Here is a 22,561-nt window from a genome sequence, read left to right as displayed (position 1 = left end):
TTGTCGGTTTGTTAGGTTAATGCCTCATGCCGTCACTCAATTGGAATTGAATTCCAAAATAGTGCCGTAGAGGTCGTAGGGATCGGCTTGTTGGATTTTGACGGGAACGATATTTCCCAAGCTCGCCGAACCGTTTAGGTAGACAAGACCATCAACTTCTGGGGCAAAGCGAGCCGAACGTCCGATCGCTTCCCCGGTTTGCGGATTTTCCTGCTCGACTAAAACCTCTACCGTTTTGCCAACTTCAGCTTGATTTTTGCGCCAAGAAATCGGCTGTTGCAGTTCCATCAAGCGATCGCGTCGTTCCTCTTTCACCTCGGGCGCGATCTGCTCCGGAAGGTCGTAAGCGGCGGTTCCCTCTTCGGGGGAAAAGGTAAAAACTCCTACGTGGTCGAATTCGTGACGTTTCACAAACTCGCACAGATGCTCGAAATGAGCTTCGGTTTCCCCCGGAAAGCCGACAATGAATGTCGTTCGCAAGACGGCATCGGGAAGCGCCTGTTTGAGGCGATCGATAATTTCGTCGTTAACGCGCCCCTGCCAGGGACGATTCATTGCCCGCAAAATTTCTGGATGGGAATGTTGGAGCGGTAAATCGAGGTAGGGAAGGACATTGGGCGTTTGAGAAATCGCCTCGACCACCTCGGGCGTTAAACCCGTCGGATAAGCATAATGGATGCGAATCCAAGGAACATCAACTCGACCGAGCGCGCGCAACAACTCTGCCAACTTCGGTTTTCCGTAGAGGTCTAAGCCGTAATTTGTTGAGATTTGGGAAATCAAAATCAGTTCGCGAACGCCTTGAGAGGCTAGCGCTTCGGCTTCGGCGACAATGGACTCTATGCTACGCGATCGCTGCTTGCCGCGTAAGTGCGGAATGATACAAAAAGCGCAGCGGTAGTCGCACCCTTCGGCAATCCGTAAATAAGCCGTTCCCTCCGGCGTAGTCCGATAGCGCGGCGTTGTCTCGTCAGCAATATAAGTCGGTTCCGAAGAAACTTCCTTAACCCGTTCGCCCCCTTCAACGCGCTCCACGACCTCCACTATCTTTTGATAGTCGCCACTCCCTACCACCGCCACAGCTTCGGGCAACTCCTCGAGCAATTGCTCTTGGAAATGCTGCGCCATGCAACCGGCAATAATAATTTTCTTGTCCGCTTCAGCGAGTTCGACGAGGGTTCTCACCGATTCTTGGCGCGCCGCTTCAATAAAGCTACAAGTATTGACGATAACGTAATCGGCAAGTTCTTCGTTATTATCGACCTGATAGCCCGCCTGCGCGAGCATACCGAGCATATGTTCGGAATCGATCCGATTTTTTTCGCATCCGAGATGGGAGATGGCAATGGTTGGCTTGTTGCCCATGCAATTCCTTAAACTTAGAGAGAGTCGTGATGTTGGCGAGGTTAGGGAGTGTTGTTATCCAATTGCGCTTGCAACTGAGGCTCGAGCCAGAGAGTCCGAGCTTCAGGACGAAATTTGGAGGTGGGGTCGGTCGATGCTGTGAAAGCTTACCTCAGTGCGACCGCCATCTAAAAAACGAAATTGGAAACTTTTGCGCCGAACGGAAGGTTCGTTGGAAGTCTGTTGCGGTCATCGTTCTTCATGATACTTCACAATCGTCAGAAACGCGCAGCGAATTTAAGGAGTTTGCTACCCAGAAAACCGAACCCGATCCGATCTAACCTATTCGTCCGCTGCCGGGATCCAATCCGCCCCCTCTCGCTATCACTCCCGACTCCCGGACGAGAGAACGGTACAATGAGGTTTCTGGCTTCTAAGGCGCTTAAGCAATTAGCGATCCCCGATGTCCAACACTATCCGTCGAATCAATCAGGATAGGCCGTAATAGCTCATAATGTTTGATAAAATCTAGGCGAGCCAATCGCACTCCCTCCAAAGATTCCGTGGATTTAACGCAAATTTTCCCCAATCCGAACCCGATAATCGGGGTCGTTCATTTATTGCCCCTGCCGAGTTCGGCGCGGTGGGGCGGAAACCTTCAAGCAGTCATCGATCGCGCCGAACAAGAAGCCACTGCCCTCGCTGCTGGGGGGATCGATGGTTTGATCGTTGAGAATTTTTTTGACGCGCCGTTTCCGAAAGAAGAAGTCGATCCCGCCGTCGTCAGCGCCATGACGCTGATCGTTCAGCGCTTGATGAATTTAGTCGTCATGCCGGTGGGCGTGAATGTCTTGCGAAATGACGCAAAAAGCGCGATCGCGATCGCGACCGCTTGCGGCTGTCCCTTCATTCGCGTCAACGTCCTCACCGGAGTCATGGCCACCGACCAAGGCACGATTGAGGGTAAAGCCCACCAACTCCTACGCTATCGTCGCGAAATGGGCAGCAATGCCGCCATTATTGCCGATGTCCTCGTCAAGCACGCCCAACCGCTGAGTACCTCCGATTTAGCCTACGCCGCCCGAGAAACGATCGAGCGGGGTTTAGCCGACGCGATCGCGATCTCCGGCTGGGGAACTGGTTCGCCGCCCCGTCTCCAAGACCTAGAAATTGCTTCCCGCGTTGCCGGAGAAGCCCCCGTCTTCATCGGCAGCGGGGCAACGGAAGAGAACATCGGTATGCTTCTGGGGGCAGCCAATGGCGCGATTGTCGCTTCTTCCCTCAAACGCAACGGCAACATTAAAGAACCCATCGATCCGATTCGCGTTCAAGCCTTCGTAGAAGCCGCCCGCCAGCCGGAAAAACCCCAACCCCTACTCTCCGACAAAGCCCCCCTTAAAGTTCCGGTGCGGTAGTTATCGATTAAGCTAAAATCGAAAATCATCGCCGACTGCAACGGCGCGGCGAATATTTTAATAAAAAGTAAACACGATGCTTTAAGCGGAGTGTCTAGAGGCTGTTTGGCACAGCCGTTAAGAGTGAAAATCTCTTAGGAATCTCTGCCATTCTAGGGCGGTAGAGTGTCAACGTACTCCATTCAGGTGAAGATCATGAGCCGCCGACGTTCGATTCCTTGGATTCATCGCTGGTCTCGTCCGATAATTGGCGCGATCGCGACTGTAGGTATGGTATTAACCGCCTACCTCACCATTACTAAACTCAGCGGTGCTTCCGTCGGCTGTGCCGCTAATGCAGCCGCCAATGCCGCCAGTTGTAACGATGTCCTTAACAGTGCCTACGCCACCGTTTTCGGCTTGCCCCTGTCGCTGTTCGGCTTCCTCGCTTACGCGGCGATGACTGCTTTTGCTCTCGTTCCCCTCACCATCAACCGCGAAACCAGCAAAGACTTACGAAACCAACTCGAACATTGGACGTGGCTTCTCCTCCTCATTGGCAGCACGGCAATGGCAGTCTTTAGCGGCTACCTTATGTTTGTTCTGGCAACTAAACTCAATGCTGTTTGTCCCTACTGTATCGGTTCTGCGCTCTTCTCTGTCAGCTTGCTGGGGCTAACGCTGTTCGGGCGCGATTGGGACGATATCGGTCAAATTGCTTTTACTGGGTTAATTGTGGCGATGATAACGCTGGTCGGAACCCTGGCGGTTTATGCGAATGTCGATGGTGCAACAACCGCAGGCGATCGCAAAGCCATTCCCTCCGACTTCGGGCAAGCCGAACTCGTCCCCGGTAAAGGTTGGGATATTAAAACGACTTCTGGCCCCTCCGAAATCGCCCTTGCTGAATATTTGACAACTAAAGGCGCAAAAATGTACGGCGCGTACTGGTGTCCGCACTGCCACGAACAAAAATTACTCTTCGGTAAAGAAGCTTTTAGCAAAATCAACTACATTGAATGCGCCTCGCCCAACAGTCAAACTCAGCTTCCTGCTTGTGCTGCGGCAAAAATCGAATCCTATCCCACTTGGGATATTAACGGCAAACTCGAAAAAGGCGCTCAACCGATGGAAAAATTAACCGAATTAACGGGTTATACCGGCGAGAAAAACTTTAAGTATTTTATCCCCGGACGTTAAATTTAAAATTTAAACCGAATCTATGGCGGGAGAAGCGATCGATGAAAATGCGAAGATTGGGCGATCGAGGATTAGTCGTTTCGGAACTCGGGCTAGGCTGCATGGGAATGTCCGAGTTCTATAGCGGACGCGACGATGCAGAAGCGATTGCCACCATTCATCGAGCCTTGGAGTTAGGAGTAACCTTGCTCGATACCGCCGATATGTATGGTCCTTTTACTAACGAGAAATTGGTCGGACGGGCGATTCGCGATTGCCGCGATAAAGTCGTACTCGCAACTAAATTTGGTAACGTGCGAACCGAAGCGGGAGGTTGGTTGGGCGTTAATGGCAAACCCGACTATGTACGTCAATGTTGCGATGCCTCACTCCAACGCCTAGGAGTCGATACCATTGACCTGTACTACCAGCATCGGGTCGATCCGACCGTGCCGATTGAGGATACGATTGGAGCGATGGCAGAGTTAGTCGAGCAAGGCAAGGTGCGCTATTTGGGAATGTCCGAAGCCGCACCGGACACGATTTGTCGCGCCCACGCCGTCCATCCCATTTCAGTCCTTCAGACCGAGTATTCGTTGTGGAGTCGCGAACCGGAAGTCGAAATTTTGCCGGCGATTCGAGAATTGGGGATCGGGTTTGTTGCTTACAGTCCTCTCGGTCGCGGATTTCTGTCGGGAACGGTAACGCGGTTTGAGGATTTGGCAGAGGATGATTACCGCAGGCAATCGCCTCGCTTTCAAGGTGAAAATTTTGCTAAAAACTTGGAGTTAGTCAAGCAAGTCAAACAGATGGCGGCGGAAAAACAAGTCACCCCCAGTCAACTGGCGTTAGCATGGCTGCTGGCTCGAGGGGATGATATCGTGCCGATTCCAGGAACGAAACGCCGCAGTTATCTCGAAGAAAATATTGCTGCTACTTCTATCTCGCTGACCTCAGAGGATGTTAACAGACTCGAAGCGATCTTACCTTTGGGTGCGACTGCGGGCGATCGCTATTCCGATATGAGTTCTGTCAATCGCTAGAGAACCGGTCAACCGTAATTTGTAATTCACGTCTGATGTGCATTATCCAAAAATCTTGATTTCCCTCACCCCCAGCCCCTCTCCCGATCCCCCCTAACCCCCCTTACTAAAGGGGAGAAAGAACAGTAAGATGGCTCTTTCTGGCTTCTAATTCACATTCGGTGTAATTCGTAATTAATCATTCATGATTTAGAATTTCCCAACGTTGCGCGGTCGATGCGAACCAGTTGATAAATGCCACGCTGACCGACAATTTGATATTGGTTGGGTTGGAGTCCAAAAGTATTGGAAAAAGCGGTCGATTGACTCAAAAGGAGAAGGGTAGGAGATGCAGTTGCAGCAGTTTCGCGCGCGTAACTCATCGTATCTTCTTTACCGTAGAAAAATTGGACGGGACGCTGACTGTAGAACACGAAAGTGGGTTTTTTGAAGCCCGTCATCAGCAGGTTTTCACCCGGTTGTTGACTTTGGGCGGCGATCGCGGCAAGTTCTCGGATGGGTTGCTGGCGAACGCGATCGATGAAAAAGTTAGCTGGGGTTAGGACAAAGAGGAGAAAAAGGGCAAAGGCGATAAGGTTGACGGGCAAAATCCAGCGACGAGTTGAGGTTTTCCACAGTAGCAGCGCGATCGCGCCACTCGCCATTCCCCACACAATCGCGCTGCGAACCGACAAACCAGTCTGTCCGAATAGTTCCCCGATATTAGGTGCAGCCGCATCGTAACCGATTAATCGCGGACTGAACCAAGAAGCAATCGCTAATACGAGCAAAATTAGGGCATTTATTGCCGCAGAGAGGAAGAAACCCCAGGATTTTTGTTTATTTTCTTTTACAGGCTCCGAATCGCTTAGTTTCTGACTCCAGAATAAGGAGACGAGGATGGCGGCGGCGGGAATGAGGGGTAGGGTGTAACTGGGGAGTTTGGTGACGGCGATGGTGAAAAAGAGGAAGATGACCGCAAACCAAGACAGGGCAAAGATTCCGAGATGAGAATTGCGGGGTTGGGCTTGCCAGCGCGATCGCGCCGGAATTCGCAGACGCGCGATCGCAACGGGCAGATACACCGACCACGGTAAAAATCCGACTAAAACGACCAGAAAATAAAAGTACCACGGCGCGGCGTGACCGTTAACCACGTGGGTGAAGCGTTCGACGTTATGATAGCCGAAAAAAGAGTCAATATAGGCTTCTCCGTTGCGTTGGATAACGAGGACAAACCAAGGCAGCGCGATCGCACTGACAAGGATTCCCCCCACGAGAACGCCCATTTCTCGCAATACTTCTTTCAATCGCCCTACATACCACAAAAACGCAAAAATCACAAGTCCCGGAATCGCAATTCCTACGGGGCCTTTGGTTAAAATCGCTAGGGCGATAAAGACGTAGAACGCTAAATACCATCGATTGGGAAATATCGCCCCCTTTCCCCCCATCTCCCGATCCGCTGAGTCTCGACTTACCTCGACTGCCGCGCCTGCCGAAGCGCCATACCCCCAAAAAAAGCAGAATAGCGCGCAACCCATACAAGCACTCAGGAGCATATCAGAAACCCCCGTGTGCGCCCATACTAGAGTTTGGAGGTTAAACGCCATTAAAGTCGAACCAATCCAAGCTGATAGCCAGAGGGATTTTGGAGGGAAGGGAGTTTGGGGCTTGTCAGTGGAGAGTGCGCCCGGTTGGGGATAGCCAAACCGAAGCAGAGTGAAGAACCCGAAGCAAGTTAGAGCGATCGCAGAAAGGGCAGAAGGCAGACGCACCGCCCATTCATTCACCCCAATCGCGCGATAGGCGATCGCCATCAACCAATACACCAAAGGCGGCTTATCGAAGCGGGTTGCACCGTTAAAGTAAGGCGTAATCCAATCGCCCGTCACCACCATTTGGCGTGCGGCTTCAGCAAAGAGTGGTTCGGTTTCATCTACTAACCCCGTGCTGCCCAAATGCCACAAAAAGGCAATTCCATTCACAAACAGCAGCCAAAAGATAGAGAAATAAAGACAAGTCCGAGGATATTTCTCAAAATTTTTCCACCTTTGCATAATTCATAATTCGTAGTTCGTAATTCGTAATTCGTAATTCGTAATTCGTAATTCGTAGTTTGTAATTCCCTCCTTCATCATTCATCACTCATAACTCATCATTCCCCCATTCATCATTCATCACTCATAACTCGTAATTCCCCCCTTTCATAATTCATAATTCCCCCATTCATCATTTATAAATACCGACCGCACCACTGCAAAATTTCCCATAAAACGTGGCCGACGCTATCTCGCCCGCGATAGCCGTGATCTTCGTAAGGCAGTTGCACCCAGCGAACGGTTGCGCCCAAACCTTTCAACGCCTCAAACAAGCGCTCGCTTTGCAACGGATACGTCCCGACATTACTATCATCCATCCCATGAATTAACAATAGGGGTTCGTTGATGCGATCGGCATAAGTAAACGGCGACATTTCCATATAAGTTTGGCGCGCTTCCCAGAAGCTGCGCTGTTCCCCTTGAAAACTAAAGGGGGTAAGGGTGCGATTGTACGCGCCGCTAGCGGCAATCCCCGCGCGGAATAAATCGCTGTGGGCGAGGAGGTTGGCAGCGGTGAACGCGCCGTAAGAATGCCCGCCGATCGCGATTCGGTTGGGATCGATAACGCCGCGCCGCGCTACTTCTTCAACCGCCGCCTTTGCCCCCGTCAATAACTGTTCGATATAAGTATCGTTAGGCTCGCGATCGTTTTCGCCAATAATTGGTAATACGGGATCGTCTACTACCGCGTAGCCCTGCAATAACAGAAACAAAATTGAGAACCCATAAGGACGACTAAAACTATTTTGGGCGGCATCAATTTGAGCGGCGGTGATAGCATCCTTAAATTCTTCGGGATACACCCAGAATAGTGCCGGGAGCGAACCATCTCGCTCCTTATCGTAATCGGGCGGTAAATAGAGGGTTGCGGAGAGCGGCAACCCGTCGGCACGATGGTAGCGTATGATTTCTTTGCGAACTCGCGCCAATTCGGGGGCGGGATCGGAGTAGGCGGTTAAAGGAATGGGAGGATTATCGCCATCGCGCAGGAAAAAGTTGGGCGGTTCGGTTTGCGATTCGCGTCGCATCACCCAGCGGCGAGCTTCCGCATCTAATAAAGCCTCAACCCTTTCGTAGTAAGGGTCTTGCGCTTGCCAAATGCGTTCGGTTTCGCCCCCAAATAGCGATCGCCGATCTAAAAACGGATAAACTCCGGCTTCCGATGCGCCTCGCCCTTCCAAATAAACCGAGTCCCCGTCTGGCGAGAATCTCAGCACCATATCGCCCTGCGTTCCGAGGGTTAATAAGGGATGTCCGGGATCGCTGTAACGATCTTGGTAGTTGCGTTCTATCCATAAATGCGGCGGATCGAGCGGGTTTTGGGGATTAATTCGCCAGATGCGCTGCAAGCGGTTATCGTACCATCCTTCCCAGACGAGGGCGAGATCGTCGCGCCCCCAAACCAGGCCTTCAAAGCGGTATTGCGATCGCCATAATTGCTTGGGTTGCCCGTCGAAGGGCGCATCTAGCTCGAATAAGGCATCGCGAAAATCGGCTTTTGCGCCTGCATCGCCACCATCGAGGGCTTCTACCCAGGCTAAGCTTGCCGCGCGATCGCTGCGCCAAAATACCGAGCGTCGTCCCGCCCTTACCGAACCGAACTGAATGGGAATATTATCGGCTAAGGGGAGATCGGCAACCGTATAGACGAGATTTCCGGCGCGATCGCGGACTTCGATGCGTTTGGGAAAGCGCGAAAGGGGAAATTGATAGGAGAAGGGGCGCTGTAACGTTTCGAGCAAGATATAACGTCCGTCGGGGGAAGGGATTGCCTCATCGACTAACATCGGCGGTACGAGCAATTCGCGCTCCCCCTTTAAGGAAATTCTTTCCACCTGCGATGAAAGATAATGCTCGAACAGCGCTTCATCGTGAGGATTTTTGAGCAAATTGGTGTAAGTCCGCGCGGGCGCTTTTTTGCCCAAATTTTCTTCAACTAAGGGGCCTTGCAAAAGTAGAGATTCTGGCGGCGCACTGCGGTTGGGGGGAACAATCTTGCAAATTAACCCTTCATCTCCCGGCAACCAGCGACAAGGATTGTAATAGGTTGCGTTTAAAATCGGTTCGGTTAGACGGTGCGTTTGTCCGGAGGGGAGGTCGAGGAACCAGAGTTCTAATCCGGATTCGCGAGCGAGGGTAAAAGCCAAGCGATCGCCATCGTGAGACCATTCAAAGAAGCTCAAACGCGCATTTTCGGGCAGATCGGGCGTTTGGATGGTTTCGGGCGATTCTAAGGAGCGATAGGTAAGATTGCGAAAGCCGCTGCGTCCGCTGGGGGCATAAACTTGAGGATCGATTTGCAAGCCCGCGATCGCTAATTTTGGGGCGGCGAGTTCGCTTGCAGGCAGCAAATACGTCCGTTCGACCATAACAAACCAACGATGATTCGGCGAAATCGTTACAGCAGGCGGCAGCGCTGCATCTAAAATTCGAGCGATCGGTTCTGGGGGAGATTGCCAAGTCTCCCAAGTACGTTCCAAAGGCATAGATTCTGAGTTATTCCGATAGAGAGAAAGAGAGGGGAAATTAAAAATTAAAAATTAGAAATTAAAAATTAAAAATTAAAACTGGGTCGTTCGGGAAAATTTAGTTATCCGTTGTCAGGCATCAGTTACCGAGAAAGACTACTTCGGACTGCCGACCGAGGATAGAAAATGCCATTGAGAAAATGTCGCGGCTTGACCGATATATTCGCCTCGTTCGTCCAAAACATTCCAAATGAGCGTCTCTTCAAGTAAAAACCGACAACCCGTGGTGGAGATGCGAACTCCCGAATGACCATCGCTGAAACCTTTCTGAGCAACCGCATCCAACAGGCGTTGGCGGTCTGGAAGCTCGCTCGGTTCTGCCGATTGGCGCGACGGCATTTGAGTAAAATCTTCCCACGATAATGCCCATAATTCCAGCGCCTTACGATTGCCGTAGTTAAAAATCGGGTTCGCTTCCGTACCGTGGGAAACTACGACGAACGGGGCTTCAAATAAGGTTCGGGCGATTTCTAAGGGAGAACCGGCGACTTCGATTAAGCTGCGCCCCGTCCAATGCTGGAAACTGTCTAACAATCGCTGGCTATGGCGGGCGGTCGATTCTTGTTGGGCGACAAACGGGAGAGAATTGCTCATCGGAATCAGGGGAGGCTTTGGCTTTTTTGGGTAAACAAATATAAAGTACAGCGGAATGGGCGATCGCGTGCTTGCAGAAAACGTTAGAAGCAAGCCGTTGCTTTAGATAACGCTTGTTACGAGCGACAATTTATGAATCAGCCCATTACCAAAGTTTTATTCCGAATCTCGATCTGGCTTGCTGCCGAAATCCTTTTAAATTTCCTCGGTCTCGATAATTTAGCAGATTATAGCGAGTTTATTTTCGAGCGGAATGTTGTTGTTTTTAATGCTTATCCGTTGTGAAAATGTCGGAATAGTGTTCCCCGTCTCGGAGGTTTCCTCCAAGATTGGAGTGGGATAGGTAGCGAGGCAACCCGAACTTTGAAGGATTTAGACTCCCTCGCTAAGGGGCGGTTCTTTTAAGGCATAAACATCGATCGCGCGTCCGGTAGCAAAGCGGAAAGAATGAGAGAGCGATTTCCCGGAACTGGTGATAAACAGGAGTAAGGCGAGTAGCGCGATCGCGGCGGAAATTCCATACAATCCCCGATATCCCAGCGGGGCGATCGCAAAGCCCAGGATTGGACCGGCAAGCGCGGTTCCAAAATCGAAACCGCCCAAACAAACGGCATACACCAAGCCGCGTTCGTTTAGGGAAGAGCGATCGGACATTAGCGCGATCGCCATCGGAATCAAAACACCGCCGCCCAGCCCCTCAAAGATCGCAGCCAATAGAAAGGCGGAGGGTGAGACAGCGCGCGCTAACAACCCCATCGATAGCGCGTAACTCAGCAAACTCAGACTGATAAACAAACCGCGCCCGTAGCGATCGCTCGCGCGCCCAGTTACCGCCCGTCCGATAAACGATGCGAGTGCTGCCGTCGTATAAAACAGCCCTACATTCAAATCGATTCCACTCTCCCCCAAAAAGAGCGGCAAAAATGTCACTAATGTCCCAAACACCATCCCGACACCGACCATCACGAAAGTCGGGACTCGCAACGCCGGACGCAATAACACTTGCCAGAATCCTTCCTCGCGCGGTTGAACTCGTTCCGATGCCAACTTAGAAAAAATAGCTTTCTCAGATCTGCGCGTTTCTTTCACCCGACTCGCCAACAGCAACGCTAATCCTCCCGAAATCCCAGAAAGGATGAAAACCGGGCTATTTCCCATCGCTTCATCGAGATAGCCCCCGCATAACGGCCCCAAGGACATCCCAATCGGAACCACCAAGCTCATATAACCGATAATCTCGCCGCGTTTATCGACGGGGGAAAGGTCGATCGCCAGAGCGCTGTAACCCGTGGTAAAAGCCGAAATACTTAGCCCGTGGAAGACTCGCCATAGCATCAGGAGTGGGATCGAGGGCATGAATAAATAGCCAAACGGCGCGATCGTCGCGACCACTGTCCCGATTAAAATCACAATTTTGCGGCCGCGTCGGTCGGATAATCTACCCAAACGAGTCCGCGATAGCAGCAAACCGATCGCGAAACACCCCATCACCAATCCCACCTGCGATTGTACCGACAAGACAACCCCGCGCCCTCCCCACTGCCAAGACTGCTGTCCCGGACTGATTGATTGGATATAGCTCGGCAGAACGGGCAAAAGGGAGGTTATGCTCAACCAGAACAGTAAACCTGCCCCAAATAAGAATAGGAAGTTAATCTGTGTTTGTCGCTCTAAGGTCTGAAAAACTTTCACGCTTTTTTTAAAATACAGTTAATTGATGTTGATTTAATATAGCGCCACTTGAAACGTGAATGTATTCTCTAAATACTAAAAGCCTTGCACTGCCCAACTCACAGAATGTTTAATTCGAGTTTTTTAGCGTGCTAATTATCAAAAAGGAATCATCATTAATACAAACCTTTAATGATTTAAATGTTTTGCTTTCTCTTCTCCGATGTATCGATTATAACTCAATAACTTCCTGTTTTAATGGAATTTCAATAACAAATTCTGTGCCGCTATTGTATTCAGAAATAAAAACGAGCGATCCATTATGTCTCTCGACGATGATTTGGTAGCTAATGGACATTCCCAAACCCGTTCCTTTTCCAACCGTTTTAGTCGTAAAAAATGGGTCGAAAATGCGCTCTTGAATAGCGGCGGGAATTCCCGGTCCATTGTCGTGAATGCGAATTTGCGCCCAACCCGGTCGCGGGATAGTCGTTGCGATGCGAATGTGGCTTGGGGCTTGCTGAATTTCTTTGTAGGTGCGATGCGCATCTCTTTCTTCGATCGCATCGATCGCGTTGGCTAAGATATTCATAAACACTTGATTGAGTTGCCCCGGATAGCATTCCACCAAGGGCAAGAACCCGTATTCTTCGCTCGTTTCAATATCGGGACGTTGGGTGCGCCCTTTCAAGCGACTCTGAAGAATCATTAACGCGCTTCTAATGCCCTCGTGAATATCAACCGTTTTGAATTCGGCTTCGTCGAGACGGGCAAAACTGCGCAACGAGAGAACAATTTCGCGGATGCGATTGGTTCCGGCGCGCATGGAGGTAAATAATTTAAGCCAATCTTCCCGAATAAAATCGAGATCGATCGCTTCAATTTCCTCTTGAATCTCTAGGGGCGGCAGGGGATAATGCTTCTGATAAAGCTCTACTAGGGCTAACAAATCTCGGATATAGTCGTTCGCCGGAACCAGATTGCCGTGAATAAAGTTAATCGGGTTGTTGATTTCATGCGCGACTCCGGCAACTAACTGCCCCAAGCTCGACATTTTCTCATTTTGGAGTAGTTGCAATTGCGTGCGTTGCAGTTTATAGAGTGCTGCTTCTAAATCACTGGCTTGCTGTTTGAGCCGAATTTCTGTCTGTTTGCGTTCGGTAATGCTCAGTCCCGTTCCCCGGAAGCCAATGATATTACCGTTGCGATCGAGCATGGGTACGCCGCTGACTTGTTCCCAGACAATCTCTCCAGAAGGCGTAATATCGCGATGTTCGAGTTGAAAATTACTTTTTTGGGCGCTAGCCACCTGCAAAATTGCTGTCACGCTCTCTATATCTTCAGGCGGCATGACCGTAAAGGGCGTTTGACCGAGCAATTCAGAAGGCTCGTAGCCTTTGACCGATTTTACTCTATCGGTGAGGAAGGTATACACTCCTTCAGCGTTGATTTCCCACAGGTATTCGCCCGCCGCATCGGAGACATCTCGAAAGCGTTTTTCGCTCTGGCGGAGGGCTTCTTCGACGCGGCGACGTTCGCTGATATCGGTATGAAGACCGAGGAAGGCAATAACTTGTCCGTTTGCATCTTTAATGGGGTTAGCGCGCAGGAGAATTTGCAAGCGGCGGCCGCTGCGCGATCGCATTTCAGTTTCGCCACTCCAAGCATTGCCTTGAAGTAACGTTTGATAAACCTCTGCCTGAACGATCGGATCGCAATAGGTATTTTGATGGCTGCCCCATTCACGACAAGCTTCTACGGTGGGATGCTCAAAGAGTTTGGAAAAGGCAGCATTTTGATAAAAGTGTTCGCCTTCTGCATTAACCATCGCGATCGCGTCACTGGTACTTTCAACAGCTTGTTGGTAAATTCTCAGAGCATCTTCCGCCTGTTTGTTGGCCGTAATATCCTCGAGAATTGCCAGTAAATACTGAGGTTGTCCCAAACGATCTAAAATCGCTGTCTTTCGAGTATGTAAAATTTTTGTTTCGCCGGATTTAACTCGAATGACCTCGGCGGGAATGTCGGAAGTCGTGCCGGAGCTTAAGACTGCGCGATCGGCAATAACGAACCGTTCGGCTTGTTCTGCCGGGAAAAAGTCCGAGTCCTTTTTACCCATGACTTCTTCGGCGCTATAGCCGGTAATTTCCGCAGCACTGATATTCCAAAAGATAAATCTTAAGTCCCGAGCTTCTTTGACGGCAACGCCAACGGGCAATTTTTCAAGGACGGAAGAGAGGAAATGACGGGTTTGCAGGAGTTCGGCTTCGGCGACTTTGCCCTCGCTGATATCGAAGATGACCCCATCGAGATAGAGAAGTTGACCGCCCTCGTCAAAGATTCCTTGACCTTTTTCGGAGACCCACTTAACGCTGCCATCTGCACAAATCCAACGATATTCTAGCAAGTAGGGATTTTTGAGGGCGATCGCTCGTTCTAGCTCGCGTTCGACGCGATCGCGATCTTCGGAATGAATCAGACTCCCCAAACTGCGAACGTTACTTTCAATAAAATCTGAGGGAGAATAGCCTGAGATCTCGACAATTGCTTCGGAAATGAAGTCAGCGGTGCGATCGCGATCGCTCCGACAGCGATAAATCGCGCCCGGTACATTTTCAACTAAAGTCCGAAACCGAATTTCGCTCTGTTCGAGGGCTGTCTCGACGAGTTTGCGTTCGGTAATATCCATCACCACTGAAATGATGCCCGTTAAATCGCCTCGGTCGTCGAGCAGGGGGGCATGATACCAATCGCAATAAAGCCTGCGCCCCTCTTGGGTTAAATTTTCGTGGAGTATTCGCATTTCTTTAGGCTGAGCGAGTATTGACTGCCGCAGTCGAGCCTCCCGCTCTCGTTCTGGCTCCGGGAACATCGCCTCGATGCCTTCACGTAGTTCCTCAGTGTTATAGCCAAAGAGTTTCTCTGCGGCTGGATTGCACGCCAGCGGCTCCCAACGGCAATTCCACTCAATCATTGCAACTGAAATGCGATCGAGCGATTGCGTGAATCGTGGGTTTGACTTTTTCGCTTCGGGTTCGGTTTCGCTGCAAGCGCCGCTTTGGGCAATTGTTCCGATTGCCCCCGTTAGGATTCCTGCCGCATCGTAGGCTGGGAAACATTTAAGCTCTAGGAATTGCTTTCCTAGGCGCACCCGACTCTTGATTGTTTGACCTTGAAAAACTTGTTGGATGAGATCGACGACTTCGGGCGTATCGCTGTAGAGATCGTAGAAGCATTGACCGAGAACGGGTTCGGGTTTGAGGTTTAATGCTTCTAATCCTTGACCTTCGGCAAGGGTAAAGTTGCCGTCGCGATCGAGGGCAAATAAAATTGCTGGAACCGTATCGAGCAGGGTTTGGAGCCGCCGTTCGCTTTCTCGGCTTCTCGCCGTACAGTCTTCCAGTTGCGCGGCTAAAGTTTTATTGCGTTCCCTCAAGCGTTGATTTTCCGCTTCTAGGGCGGCTTGCGTCGGCCGGGGTTCTGCGATCGCGATCGCCCAACCCTCCCAAATCCAACTGTCCTCATCACTGAGAATGGGTTTGGCACTTGCTTTTATCCCCTGAAACTTCCCGCTCGCACCGCGTATGCGTCCTTCCCAATGCCAAGGCTGTAATGTTTGAGCGCAGGTCAGCAGCGATGTCTGCAACGCCTCTGCGTCGTCGGGATGGATACAATCGCAGAATAAGGAAGCGTCTTGCTCGATCCGTTCGGGTTCTAAACCCAGGAGCGATCGACATCCGGCTGAGAGATAGAGAAACGCGATCGAGCCGTCCGAGGTGAGGTGAAATTGGTAGAGTAATACATCCAGGGAATTCGCCAGTTCTTGCAACCGGTCGAGATCCGAGCGAGCGCGCTCGCTCCCCGTCTCTGCGGCGCGCGCGCGCGCTTTGGCTTTGAGAGGACGATGGGGACGTGCGGCTCTGCCCATTGCTTTAGAAAGTTGAAAGTAGCGTTTACCGAGCGCGTTTCACAGGGTGTTTAAAAAAGAAGCTTGAGTTAAAAAAGGCATTATTTGCGGACTAGCCCTAGAAGCGCGATTAATCATAGAATGCCCCACCCTTGAGAATGAATTGATAATGCTTCTCATTCCTTTGCAATTCGGGCAGTTTCTCCCCCCTTTAGCCTTTTGACTGTCAGAGCAACTTCGATCGCTTACAACTGCCAATTTAATGCTTCAGCAACGCGATCGGCTAAGCTGACGGGATCGAAAGGCTTAGTCAGAACCGCCGTAACGCCCAATTCTGCATAGCGTCGCTGCTCCGTTGCTTGCACTTTAGCCGTCAAGAAAATGACGGGAATATCTTGAGTTGCTGGGTTGTCTTGAAGGCATTGCCAGGTCGTCGGTCCATCCATATCAGGCATCATAACATCCAAAAGAATGGCATTAGGCTTCTCTTGGGCTGCAATTTTTAAACCCTCCTGACCTGAAGCAGCAGTCAGCACTTCCCAATCGTTACTGATTTCCAGGCTGAGTTGCGCGACTTCTCTAATGTCTGCCTCGTCGTCGATGATTAATATCCGCTTCGCTGCCATTGTCTAACCGTTTGATTCTAATTGCTTCAGCATTTTAACTCGTCCACTTTAACAATACAGCTATTTGCTTCCCTAAGTTGACGCAATCAAAGGGTTTAGAGATTGCGCCCGCAATTCCGAGTTGGGTCAATCGCCACCAGTCGGAAAGCCTAACCCGGTCTGCCATGAGAATGACCGGAATGTTTTGGGTGGAGGGATTAGCTTTAAGCTGGGCGAGTAAGGCTGAATCTTCGAGATCGACTCGTTCCACATTCAGAAGAATAACGTTAGGTTGCTCGATCGCAGCAAGATTTGCGCCGAGTGCGTGGGAATGAGCGGTCACAATTTTCCAGTTCGTCGTTAATTCTAAGCCGGTTTGGATCACCTCGCGCAGGTCGTCTTCAGGATCGATCAACAAAAGTGTTCGAGATGACAGGTGTCGAGAGTTAAAGGCGCAATCGCTCATCGGAGACAATGTAACCGCACTCGCGGGAGGAAAGCTAACTAGCGGATAATCTACGGAATTTATTATGGTTTGCAGCATCGTTAAACTCAGCCCGATCGGTACATCGAGATTAACCAACTCGTATGAAAAATCTGTGAAGACTCAGTATGTTTTTTGAAGCTTGCGTTAATTTACTTAAGTATTTCTGAGACTTGACGGTTTCTTCACTCTCTCCACTCATCTACACTTCAACGAAAATAAACTCGATTGCTAGACATCCCTATCGAGCCAACCCCGTGCATTCACTAATTTTTCACGATTGTCTTGTAAACTCATGCTTACGCAAGGAACAAAAACAGTATTCTTGCCCCGCAGCCCTTAAATTTTTGAACGCGCGCAAGTTGGCCGAGCCTAAATTATGACTCCCTTAATCGCCCAACCCATCCCCAATAGCTTTGCCGCTCGACTTTCTGCTTACAGTCAAGATAAATTCACGGGCAGACTGGACATTAAAGTCTCGAGCCGCGCGCACTGGCGCTTGTACCTTCATTTAGGACGTTTGGTTTGGGCAGCAGGGGGCTTGCATCCTGTCCGTCGCTGGCAGCGTCACTTAAAACGCTACTGCCCTACTCTCAACCCGCAGGCATTCTCCCTGCGCTCCAACGAGGTTCCCGAGTGTTGGGATTACCATGCTTTAGGATTGTTAGGGCTGCGTAAAAGTCCCCAAGCCGAACAGTTAAAGGCGATTTGGCAGGGGATAATCGACGAAGTATTGTTCGATATTTTACGCGCGATCGCGTTAACTTCCGTCGCCCATACCTCAGCCCAACTCGATCGCCCCCAGCAAGACGCTCTCCCCAAAGAAGATAATACCCTGCCTTTCGTCATTAGCGCCGTTCCGGGCGTGCGTCCTTCTAATACCGGGATGCTTCTTCATAAATTTGCTTCTAATTTAGAAACTGCTCTCGATCGCGCCGAGCAAGATTGGCAAAGCTGGGTCGCTGCTGGTTTGACTCGTTGCTGTCCCGATTTAGCCCCACTCTCCAGCAACTTGATGACGCTGCACCCTAACCTAGATTCTAGCGTCTATCGCAAATTAGTTGCTGCTCTGGATGGCAAACGCACGCTTCGCGATCTCGCTCTAGCCGCCAGAAAAGACCTATTAACCGTCACTCGCGCCCTCGTTCCCTACATCAGCCAGAACCTCATCAAGCTGATTCCACTCAAAGATTTCCCGCAACCGCGTTTTCTCGAGCGCCCCCCAGAAACTCCACGCCGCTCGATTCCCGCACGTCGCACTACGGCTGCTGTCAAACGCCCCCTCGTGATTGGTATTGACGACAGTCCTACCGTTCTCGCTCGCATCGAAGCCATTCTCAGCACCACGAACTATCAATTTCTCGCGATCCCCGATCCCATTTCCGCTCTGCCTACACTGCTCCAGTACAAACCCGATTTTATCTTTCTCGACTTAGCGATGCCCATCGCCAACGGCTACGAAGTTTGCTGTCAAATTCGTCGAGTCTCTCGCTTCCATAATATTCCGATCGTCATCCTGACCGGGAACGACGGGCCGATTGACCGGATTCGTGCCAAACTGGTCGGGGCAACCGATTTTATGGCAAAACCGCTCGAAGACGATAAAATTTTAGCGATCTTACACAAATACTGTCCGGTTCCTGAGAGCGATCGTTAAATCTCCTGGTAAGCCCGCCTTGAAGTGAGTTAGTAGGACGGGTTTCAAGTTTTAAGATTTTTAGGGGTGCTTGCATTAGCGCTCAACACAAAAAAGCTGCGATTCCAATCGCAGCTACACATCTTTCTACATCTTCTAGTAACTTTCTACGGCCTAAAAGTTTTTAGGGTTCCTGTAGGCACGCGTGCATCAGACCAAAAATTAATTAGTCAATTGCTTTCTTAACGCTGTCTTTTGCATCTTCAACCGCATGGCGGGTTTGAGCTTCAGCTTGTTTTGCTTTACCTTCTGCTTTATCTTGAGGATCGCCGGTTACTTCGCCGACAACTTCTTGAACTTTACCTTCGATATTTTTAGCAGTTGCCTTAGCTCTATCTTCAAGACTCATGATCTTTACCCTCGTAATACAATTAATTAAATTTTGCCAAGTTCGTCATATTAAGTTGCCGATTTGTTTGGCACTCCTTTAATCTACCAAAAGGGCTTTCCCCGCTCGTCTGTCGAAAGATGGAAATCCAAAAAGCCTTGCACGCTCGGCGATTTGAGTTTATAAGCAGGCAAAGTCGCTCTTACTATCTATCCTTCGGAAGAGTCGCGAACGGTGAGTCATTCTACTCTGTTTCTATCGCATGAAAGAAGAAGGAAAAGCAATTTTCTGACTCAATAAGGTTGATATTAAAAAAATTCTCAGGAGCAAAAGTCGTCATGAAAATTGCTAAAATTGTCAAGGGTGCGACTCGTTATACTCAAAAAGTCTTTTCAGTTTGTCTAGCTCTATTAACTCTAACGTTGGGTTGGGTCGGTCTCGGTTATAATACTACCCCTCCAGCCAGTGCTTCAAACTTAAATCCTTCTCTAACTTTGGCTGAAAGTGGTATTGCTAATAAGGTTGGTGAAATCTTCGGCGCGGGCGCGGGCGATAAAGCAGCCGGAAAAGCGAAGCAAGATGTGGGAACCGTACAGCGTAAAGCGAGCGATCGCTTTTCTAATAAAGTTGAAGGTGCGGGAAAAGAACTTCAAGGACGGGCGCAGTACGATATCGGTCGCCTCAAAAATAAAGTCGATCGCGATATTAATGAAGTCGATCGCCGTGCGGGAAAAGCGGCTGACAAGGCAGAGAAAGCTGCGGATAATTTAGTGGATTCGGTTAAAAATCTTTTCGATCGGTAAAATTTTATGCCTTGCGCGCGTCTGGAGTGTTTTTTAACTAATTTCCCTCTATACGCACAAGCAGCCTGAGTTAAACCCCAGGCTGCATTTTCAACTCGATTTAATCTCAACGGGCGGAGGAGAATCGTTCTCTACTTCTTAACCTTGTCCGGGGAGGAAACTGCGTTTTAAAACTTTCGTCGCTTTATCGGCAATCTCGCCATAGCGCATTTCACCGCAGAGAATTTTACTCATCACTTCAGCGGCAGCAGGGCGTTTAACTCCGACTTTATAAGCAATTTTGGGGAATTTAAAGAATAAGCCCGCTAAACGTTGCGCCCAAACCATATCGTTACCCCATCCCTCAGCGATGGTTTTAGTGTAGTTCGCTAAGGCGCTACCATCGCCTCCTAATGCTTTGCTAATGGCTTCAGCAGCTTTTACGCCGGTAAACATAGCCGGACGAATCCCTTCGGCGAGGAGGGGATCGGCAACTCCAGCCGCATCTCCTGCTAGCAGCGCATTCTGGGCGTGGAGGGTGCGATTTTCCGACCAGAGAATCATTGGCTGTTGGCGATACTGGCTATTAGCGAGATTGAATCCGAGTTCGCTGGCGTAGGTTTTCAGTTGCTTTTCTAATTCGTCGGCGTTGGCTTTGTGACTGCCAACAACTCCGGCGGCGATGGAGATGCGATCGCCTTTCGGAAATGCCCAAATAAAGCCATTTTTAAGCGTTCCGAAGTCAAATTTTGCCGTATCGCTTTGTTTGGGGGGGCTATCGATTTCTAACACCCCAGCCGTGTAAGGTTTGATTTCTTTGAAGCCGAGAAGCTTGGCACAAGGGCCGGTTGCACCGTCAGCGGCAATTAAATATCGCCCTTCAAAGTTGCCGTTGTTGGTCGTGACCTGCCACGCGCCGTTGTTAAACTTAAGGGCAGTAACGGCGGTACTATCTTGAACTTGCGCGCCGGCTGCTTTGGCTTTCTCGAGCAAGAAGTTATCGAATGTATCGCGCTGAACCATCCACATCGGTTGGGTGGTGAGTTCGACTGCCATCGGATCGCCCATTTGCCAGGTATAGTTGACCTGACTGACTTTGGCGTTGATGACGGGGGAGAAGTCGAAGTCAAACCAGTCGGCAACGGCGGGAGAAACGCCGCCCGCGCAGGCTTTGTAACGCGGTAGGGATTCTTTTTCTAGAACTAATACTGAATGTCCGCGTTTGGCGAGATGATAGGCCGCAGCGCTACCTGCGGGACCCGAACCGACAATGATACAGTCAACCATGATACGTTATAGTCGTTTTTCTATTAAGGAATTGGGTCTGTCGAGCGGCGATTTAAGGCCATCGAATAAATTACATCAACGTGTCCCGCTCCCATTTTCGAGGTAACCTCAAGCGCCGCCCCGTGAAAACAGGGAACACTACCACCAATTGGAGGAAGGGATCGGGATTGTTCCCCGATCTTATTCTTCCCTCGATTGGTGGAATGTTTGAAACAAGATCGTTAATTTTTTTAAATGGTGGTGATGTCTTCTTCTTTTTGGGTTAATAGGTCGTCAATTTTGCTGGTGTATTTGTTGGTTAAATTTTGAATTTTATCTTGAAGGTCGCGAGCTTCGTCTTCGGAAATTTCGTGACTTTTTTCTTGCTTGCGGGTGGAATCGACGGCATCACGACGCACGTTACGGACGGAGACCTTGCCTTCTTCGGCGTATTTTGCGGCGAGTTTGACGAGTTCTTGGCGGCGATCGCTGGTTAGGGGCGGGATATTCAAACGGATGGTTACGCCGTCGTTGCTGGGCGTTAAACCGATGTCGGAGAGGGAGATTGCTTTTTCGATCGCGCCCATACTGGTTTTGTCGTAAGGTTGGATGGCGATCGTGCTGGCATCGGGGGTACTGATGTTAGCAAGGGATTTTAGCGGCGTTTCGGAGCCATAGTAGTCTACCAAGACGCGATCGAGCAAGCTGGCGTTGGCTCTGCCAGTACGAATCGTATTAAAAGACCGTTGAGTGGCTTCAACGGCTTTTTTCATTGAACTTTCAACTTCATTTAGTTTCACACGAACCTCCTACAAGTGTTCCTATTGCTTCTCCTTTAACGGAGCGGATAATGTTGCCTCGAACGAAGAGATCGAAGACGACAATGGGAATGTTGTTTTCCCGGCACAGCGCGATCGCGGTTCCATCCATGACTCGCAGATCTTGAGTGAGGACGCGATCGTAAGTCAAGCTGGTGTAGCGTTTGGCTTCAGGATTGAGTTTGGGATCTGAGTCGTACACGCCATCGACTTTGGTGGCTTTAAAAATTACTTGAGCTTCAATTTCTGCGGCTCTTAAGGCGGCGGTGGTGTCGGTGGTAAAAAAGGGATTCCCCGAACCCGCCCCAAAAATTACCGCTCGTCCTTTTTCAAGATGGCGAATGGCGCGACGGCGGATGTAAGGTTCGGCAACTTCTTGCATGGCGATCGCGGTTTGAACGCGCGTGGGGATACCTGCCTGCTCTAGGGCATCTTGTAAGGTGATGGCATTCATCACTGTGGCAATCATACCCACATAGTCTGCCGTCGCGCGATCCATGCCCGCTGAGGCTGCTTTTACACCGCGAAAAATATTGCCGCCACCGACAACAATCGCAACTTGCGTGCCGATAGAGACGACTTCAGCTATTTCTTGAGCGATGTCGGCAACCACTTTAGGATCGATTCCGTAGCCGAGGTCGCCCATTAAGGCTTCACCGCTCAGTTTGAGTAAAACCCGTTTGTAGGTCATTTCAGTTATCAGTCATCAGTCATCAGTTATTAGTGACTCTCGCCTCAAAGAAAGACAGGGATTCTAGAGGCGAACGGTGGCAATCTTGGCGACCGCGCCTAGTCTAAGATAGCAGGTTTTTGGGATGTTATTTCGCCTTTGCTGTTGTTA

The 22,561-nt window shown here is 50.2% G+C and carries 19 protein-coding genes; 7 read left to right on the top strand and 12 right to left on the bottom strand.

What is annotated here, in order from left to right:
• Window positions 1-36 precede the first annotated feature (36 nt).
• The gene (gene rimO, locus H6G50_RS13595) at window positions 37-1,365 is read right to left on the bottom strand and encodes a 30S ribosomal protein S12 methylthiotransferase RimO (RefSeq protein WP_190717109.1); all 1,329 of its coding nucleotides are present in this window, start codon (window positions 1,363-1,365) and stop codon (window positions 37-39) included.
• Window positions 1,366-1,394: 29 nt separating this feature from the next.
• Between rimO and H6G50_RS13590 the strand changes: the two genes are divergently transcribed.
• From H6G50_RS13590 to H6G50_RS13575, 4 genes are all read left to right on the top strand, one after another.
• Complete coding sequence (locus H6G50_RS13590; RefSeq protein ID WP_190717106.1) at window positions 1,395-1,685, top strand: hypothetical protein; 291 nt, start codon at window positions 1,395-1,397, stop codon at window positions 1,683-1,685.
• Window positions 1,686-1,907: 222 nt separating this feature from the next.
• Window positions 1,908-2,759: a photosystem I biogenesis protein BtpA gene (btpA, locus tag H6G50_RS13585; protein ID WP_190717104.1), complete on the top strand. Its 852-nt coding sequence runs from the start codon at window positions 1,908-1,910 to the stop codon at window positions 2,757-2,759.
• A gap of 195 nt (window positions 2,760-2,954) precedes the next feature.
• Window positions 2,955-3,938, top strand: a complete 984-nt coding sequence (locus tag H6G50_RS13580) for a vitamin K epoxide reductase family protein (RefSeq protein WP_190717102.1) — start codon at window positions 2,955-2,957, stop codon at window positions 3,936-3,938.
• Window positions 3,939-3,979: 41 nt separating this feature from the next.
• Window positions 3,980-4,960 (top strand): aldo/keto reductase, encoded by a 981-nt coding sequence (locus H6G50_RS13575; protein WP_190717100.1) that lies wholly within the window; start codon window positions 3,980-3,982, stop codon window positions 4,958-4,960.
• A 182-nt stretch (window positions 4,961-5,142) separates the two neighbouring features.
• Here the strand turns inward: H6G50_RS13575 and H6G50_RS13570 are convergent, their stop codons facing one another.
• From H6G50_RS13570 to H6G50_RS13560, 3 genes are all read right to left on the bottom strand, one after another.
• A complete protein-coding gene (locus H6G50_RS13570; RefSeq protein ID WP_190717098.1) occupies window positions 5,143-6,999 on the bottom strand; it encodes a glycosyltransferase family 39 protein in 1,857 nt (618 codons plus the stop codon).
• Window positions 7,000-7,175: 176 nt separating this feature from the next.
• Entirely contained in the window at window positions 7,176-9,527 is a 2,352-nt protein-coding gene (locus H6G50_RS13565; protein ID WP_190717096.1) for a prolyl oligopeptidase family serine peptidase, read from the bottom strand.
• 138 nt (window positions 9,528-9,665) lie between these two features.
• The gene (locus H6G50_RS13560; protein WP_190717094.1) at window positions 9,666-10,163 is read right to left on the bottom strand and encodes an MEKHLA domain-containing protein; all 498 of its coding nucleotides are present in this window, start codon (window positions 10,161-10,163) and stop codon (window positions 9,666-9,668) included.
• A gap of 132 nt (window positions 10,164-10,295) precedes the next feature.
• On the opposite strand from H6G50_RS13560, the gene H6G50_RS13555 reads away from it, so the two are divergent.
• Complete coding sequence (locus tag H6G50_RS13555) at window positions 10,296-10,448, top strand: hypothetical protein (protein WP_190717092.1); 153 nt, start codon at window positions 10,296-10,298, stop codon at window positions 10,446-10,448.
• Between the two features lie 87 nt (window positions 10,449-10,535).
• On the opposite strand, the gene H6G50_RS13550 is transcribed toward H6G50_RS13555, so the two are convergent.
• The 4 genes from H6G50_RS13550 to H6G50_RS13535 all read right to left on the bottom strand — a co-directional run bounded on the left by H6G50_RS13550 (window position 10,536) and on the right by H6G50_RS13535 (window position 16,764).
• Window positions 10,536-11,855, bottom strand: coding sequence for an MFS transporter (locus tag H6G50_RS13550; RefSeq protein ID WP_190717090.1), 1,320 nt, complete (start codon window positions 11,853-11,855; stop codon window positions 10,536-10,538).
• Window positions 11,856-12,066: 211 nt separating this feature from the next.
• Window positions 12,067-15,762, bottom strand: a complete 3,696-nt coding sequence (locus tag H6G50_RS13545) for a PAS domain S-box protein (protein WP_190717089.1) — start codon at window positions 15,760-15,762, stop codon at window positions 12,067-12,069.
• A gap of 224 nt (window positions 15,763-15,986) precedes the next feature.
• Entirely contained in the window at window positions 15,987-16,367 is a 381-nt protein-coding gene (locus tag H6G50_RS13540) for a response regulator (protein WP_190717087.1), read from the bottom strand.
• Between the two features lie 34 nt (window positions 16,368-16,401).
• Window positions 16,402-16,764 (bottom strand): response regulator, encoded by a 363-nt coding sequence (locus H6G50_RS13535; RefSeq protein ID WP_190717085.1) that lies wholly within the window; start codon window positions 16,762-16,764, stop codon window positions 16,402-16,404.
• A 445-nt stretch (window positions 16,765-17,209) separates the two neighbouring features.
• On the opposite strand from H6G50_RS13535, the gene H6G50_RS13530 reads away from it, so the two are divergent.
• A complete protein-coding gene (locus tag H6G50_RS13530; protein WP_190717083.1) occupies window positions 17,210-18,487 on the top strand; it encodes a response regulator in 1,278 nt (425 codons plus the stop codon).
• A gap of 205 nt (window positions 18,488-18,692) precedes the next feature.
• On the opposite strand, the gene H6G50_RS13525 is transcribed toward H6G50_RS13530, so the two are convergent.
• Window positions 18,693-18,875, bottom strand: coding sequence for a CsbD family protein (locus H6G50_RS13525; protein ID WP_190717081.1), 183 nt, complete (start codon window positions 18,873-18,875; stop codon window positions 18,693-18,695).
• Window positions 18,876-19,192: 317 nt separating this feature from the next.
• Between H6G50_RS13525 and H6G50_RS13520 the strand changes: the two genes are divergently transcribed.
• Window positions 19,193-19,657 (top strand): hypothetical protein, encoded by a 465-nt coding sequence (locus H6G50_RS13520; protein WP_190717079.1) that lies wholly within the window; start codon window positions 19,193-19,195, stop codon window positions 19,655-19,657.
• Between the two features lie 138 nt (window positions 19,658-19,795).
• Here the strand turns inward: H6G50_RS13520 and H6G50_RS13515 are convergent, their stop codons facing one another.
• The 3 genes from H6G50_RS13515 to pyrH form a co-directional block, all read right to left on the bottom strand.
• Window positions 19,796-20,923 (bottom strand): NAD(P)/FAD-dependent oxidoreductase, encoded by a 1,128-nt coding sequence (locus H6G50_RS13515; protein ID WP_190717077.1) that lies wholly within the window; start codon window positions 20,921-20,923, stop codon window positions 19,796-19,798.
• Between the two features lie 230 nt (window positions 20,924-21,153).
• Window positions 21,154-21,702 (bottom strand): ribosome recycling factor, encoded by a 549-nt coding sequence (gene frr, locus H6G50_RS13510; RefSeq protein ID WP_190717075.1) that lies wholly within the window; start codon window positions 21,700-21,702, stop codon window positions 21,154-21,156.
• Window positions 21,689-22,411 carry a UMP kinase gene (gene pyrH, locus H6G50_RS13505; protein WP_190717073.1) on the bottom strand — a complete coding sequence of 241 codons (723 nt, stop codon included), beginning with the start codon at window positions 22,409-22,411 and terminating at the stop codon, window positions 21,689-21,691. The genes frr and pyrH overlap by 14 nt, the downstream gene beginning before the upstream one ends.
• Window positions 22,412-22,561 lie beyond the last annotated feature (150 nt).

This window comes from Oscillatoria sp. FACHB-1406 (genome assembly GCF_014698145.1).
Classification (GTDB): domain Bacteria; phylum Cyanobacteriota; class Cyanobacteriia; order Cyanobacteriales; family Spirulinaceae; genus FACHB-1406.
This window is presented reverse-complemented; position numbering and strand designations above follow the sequence as displayed.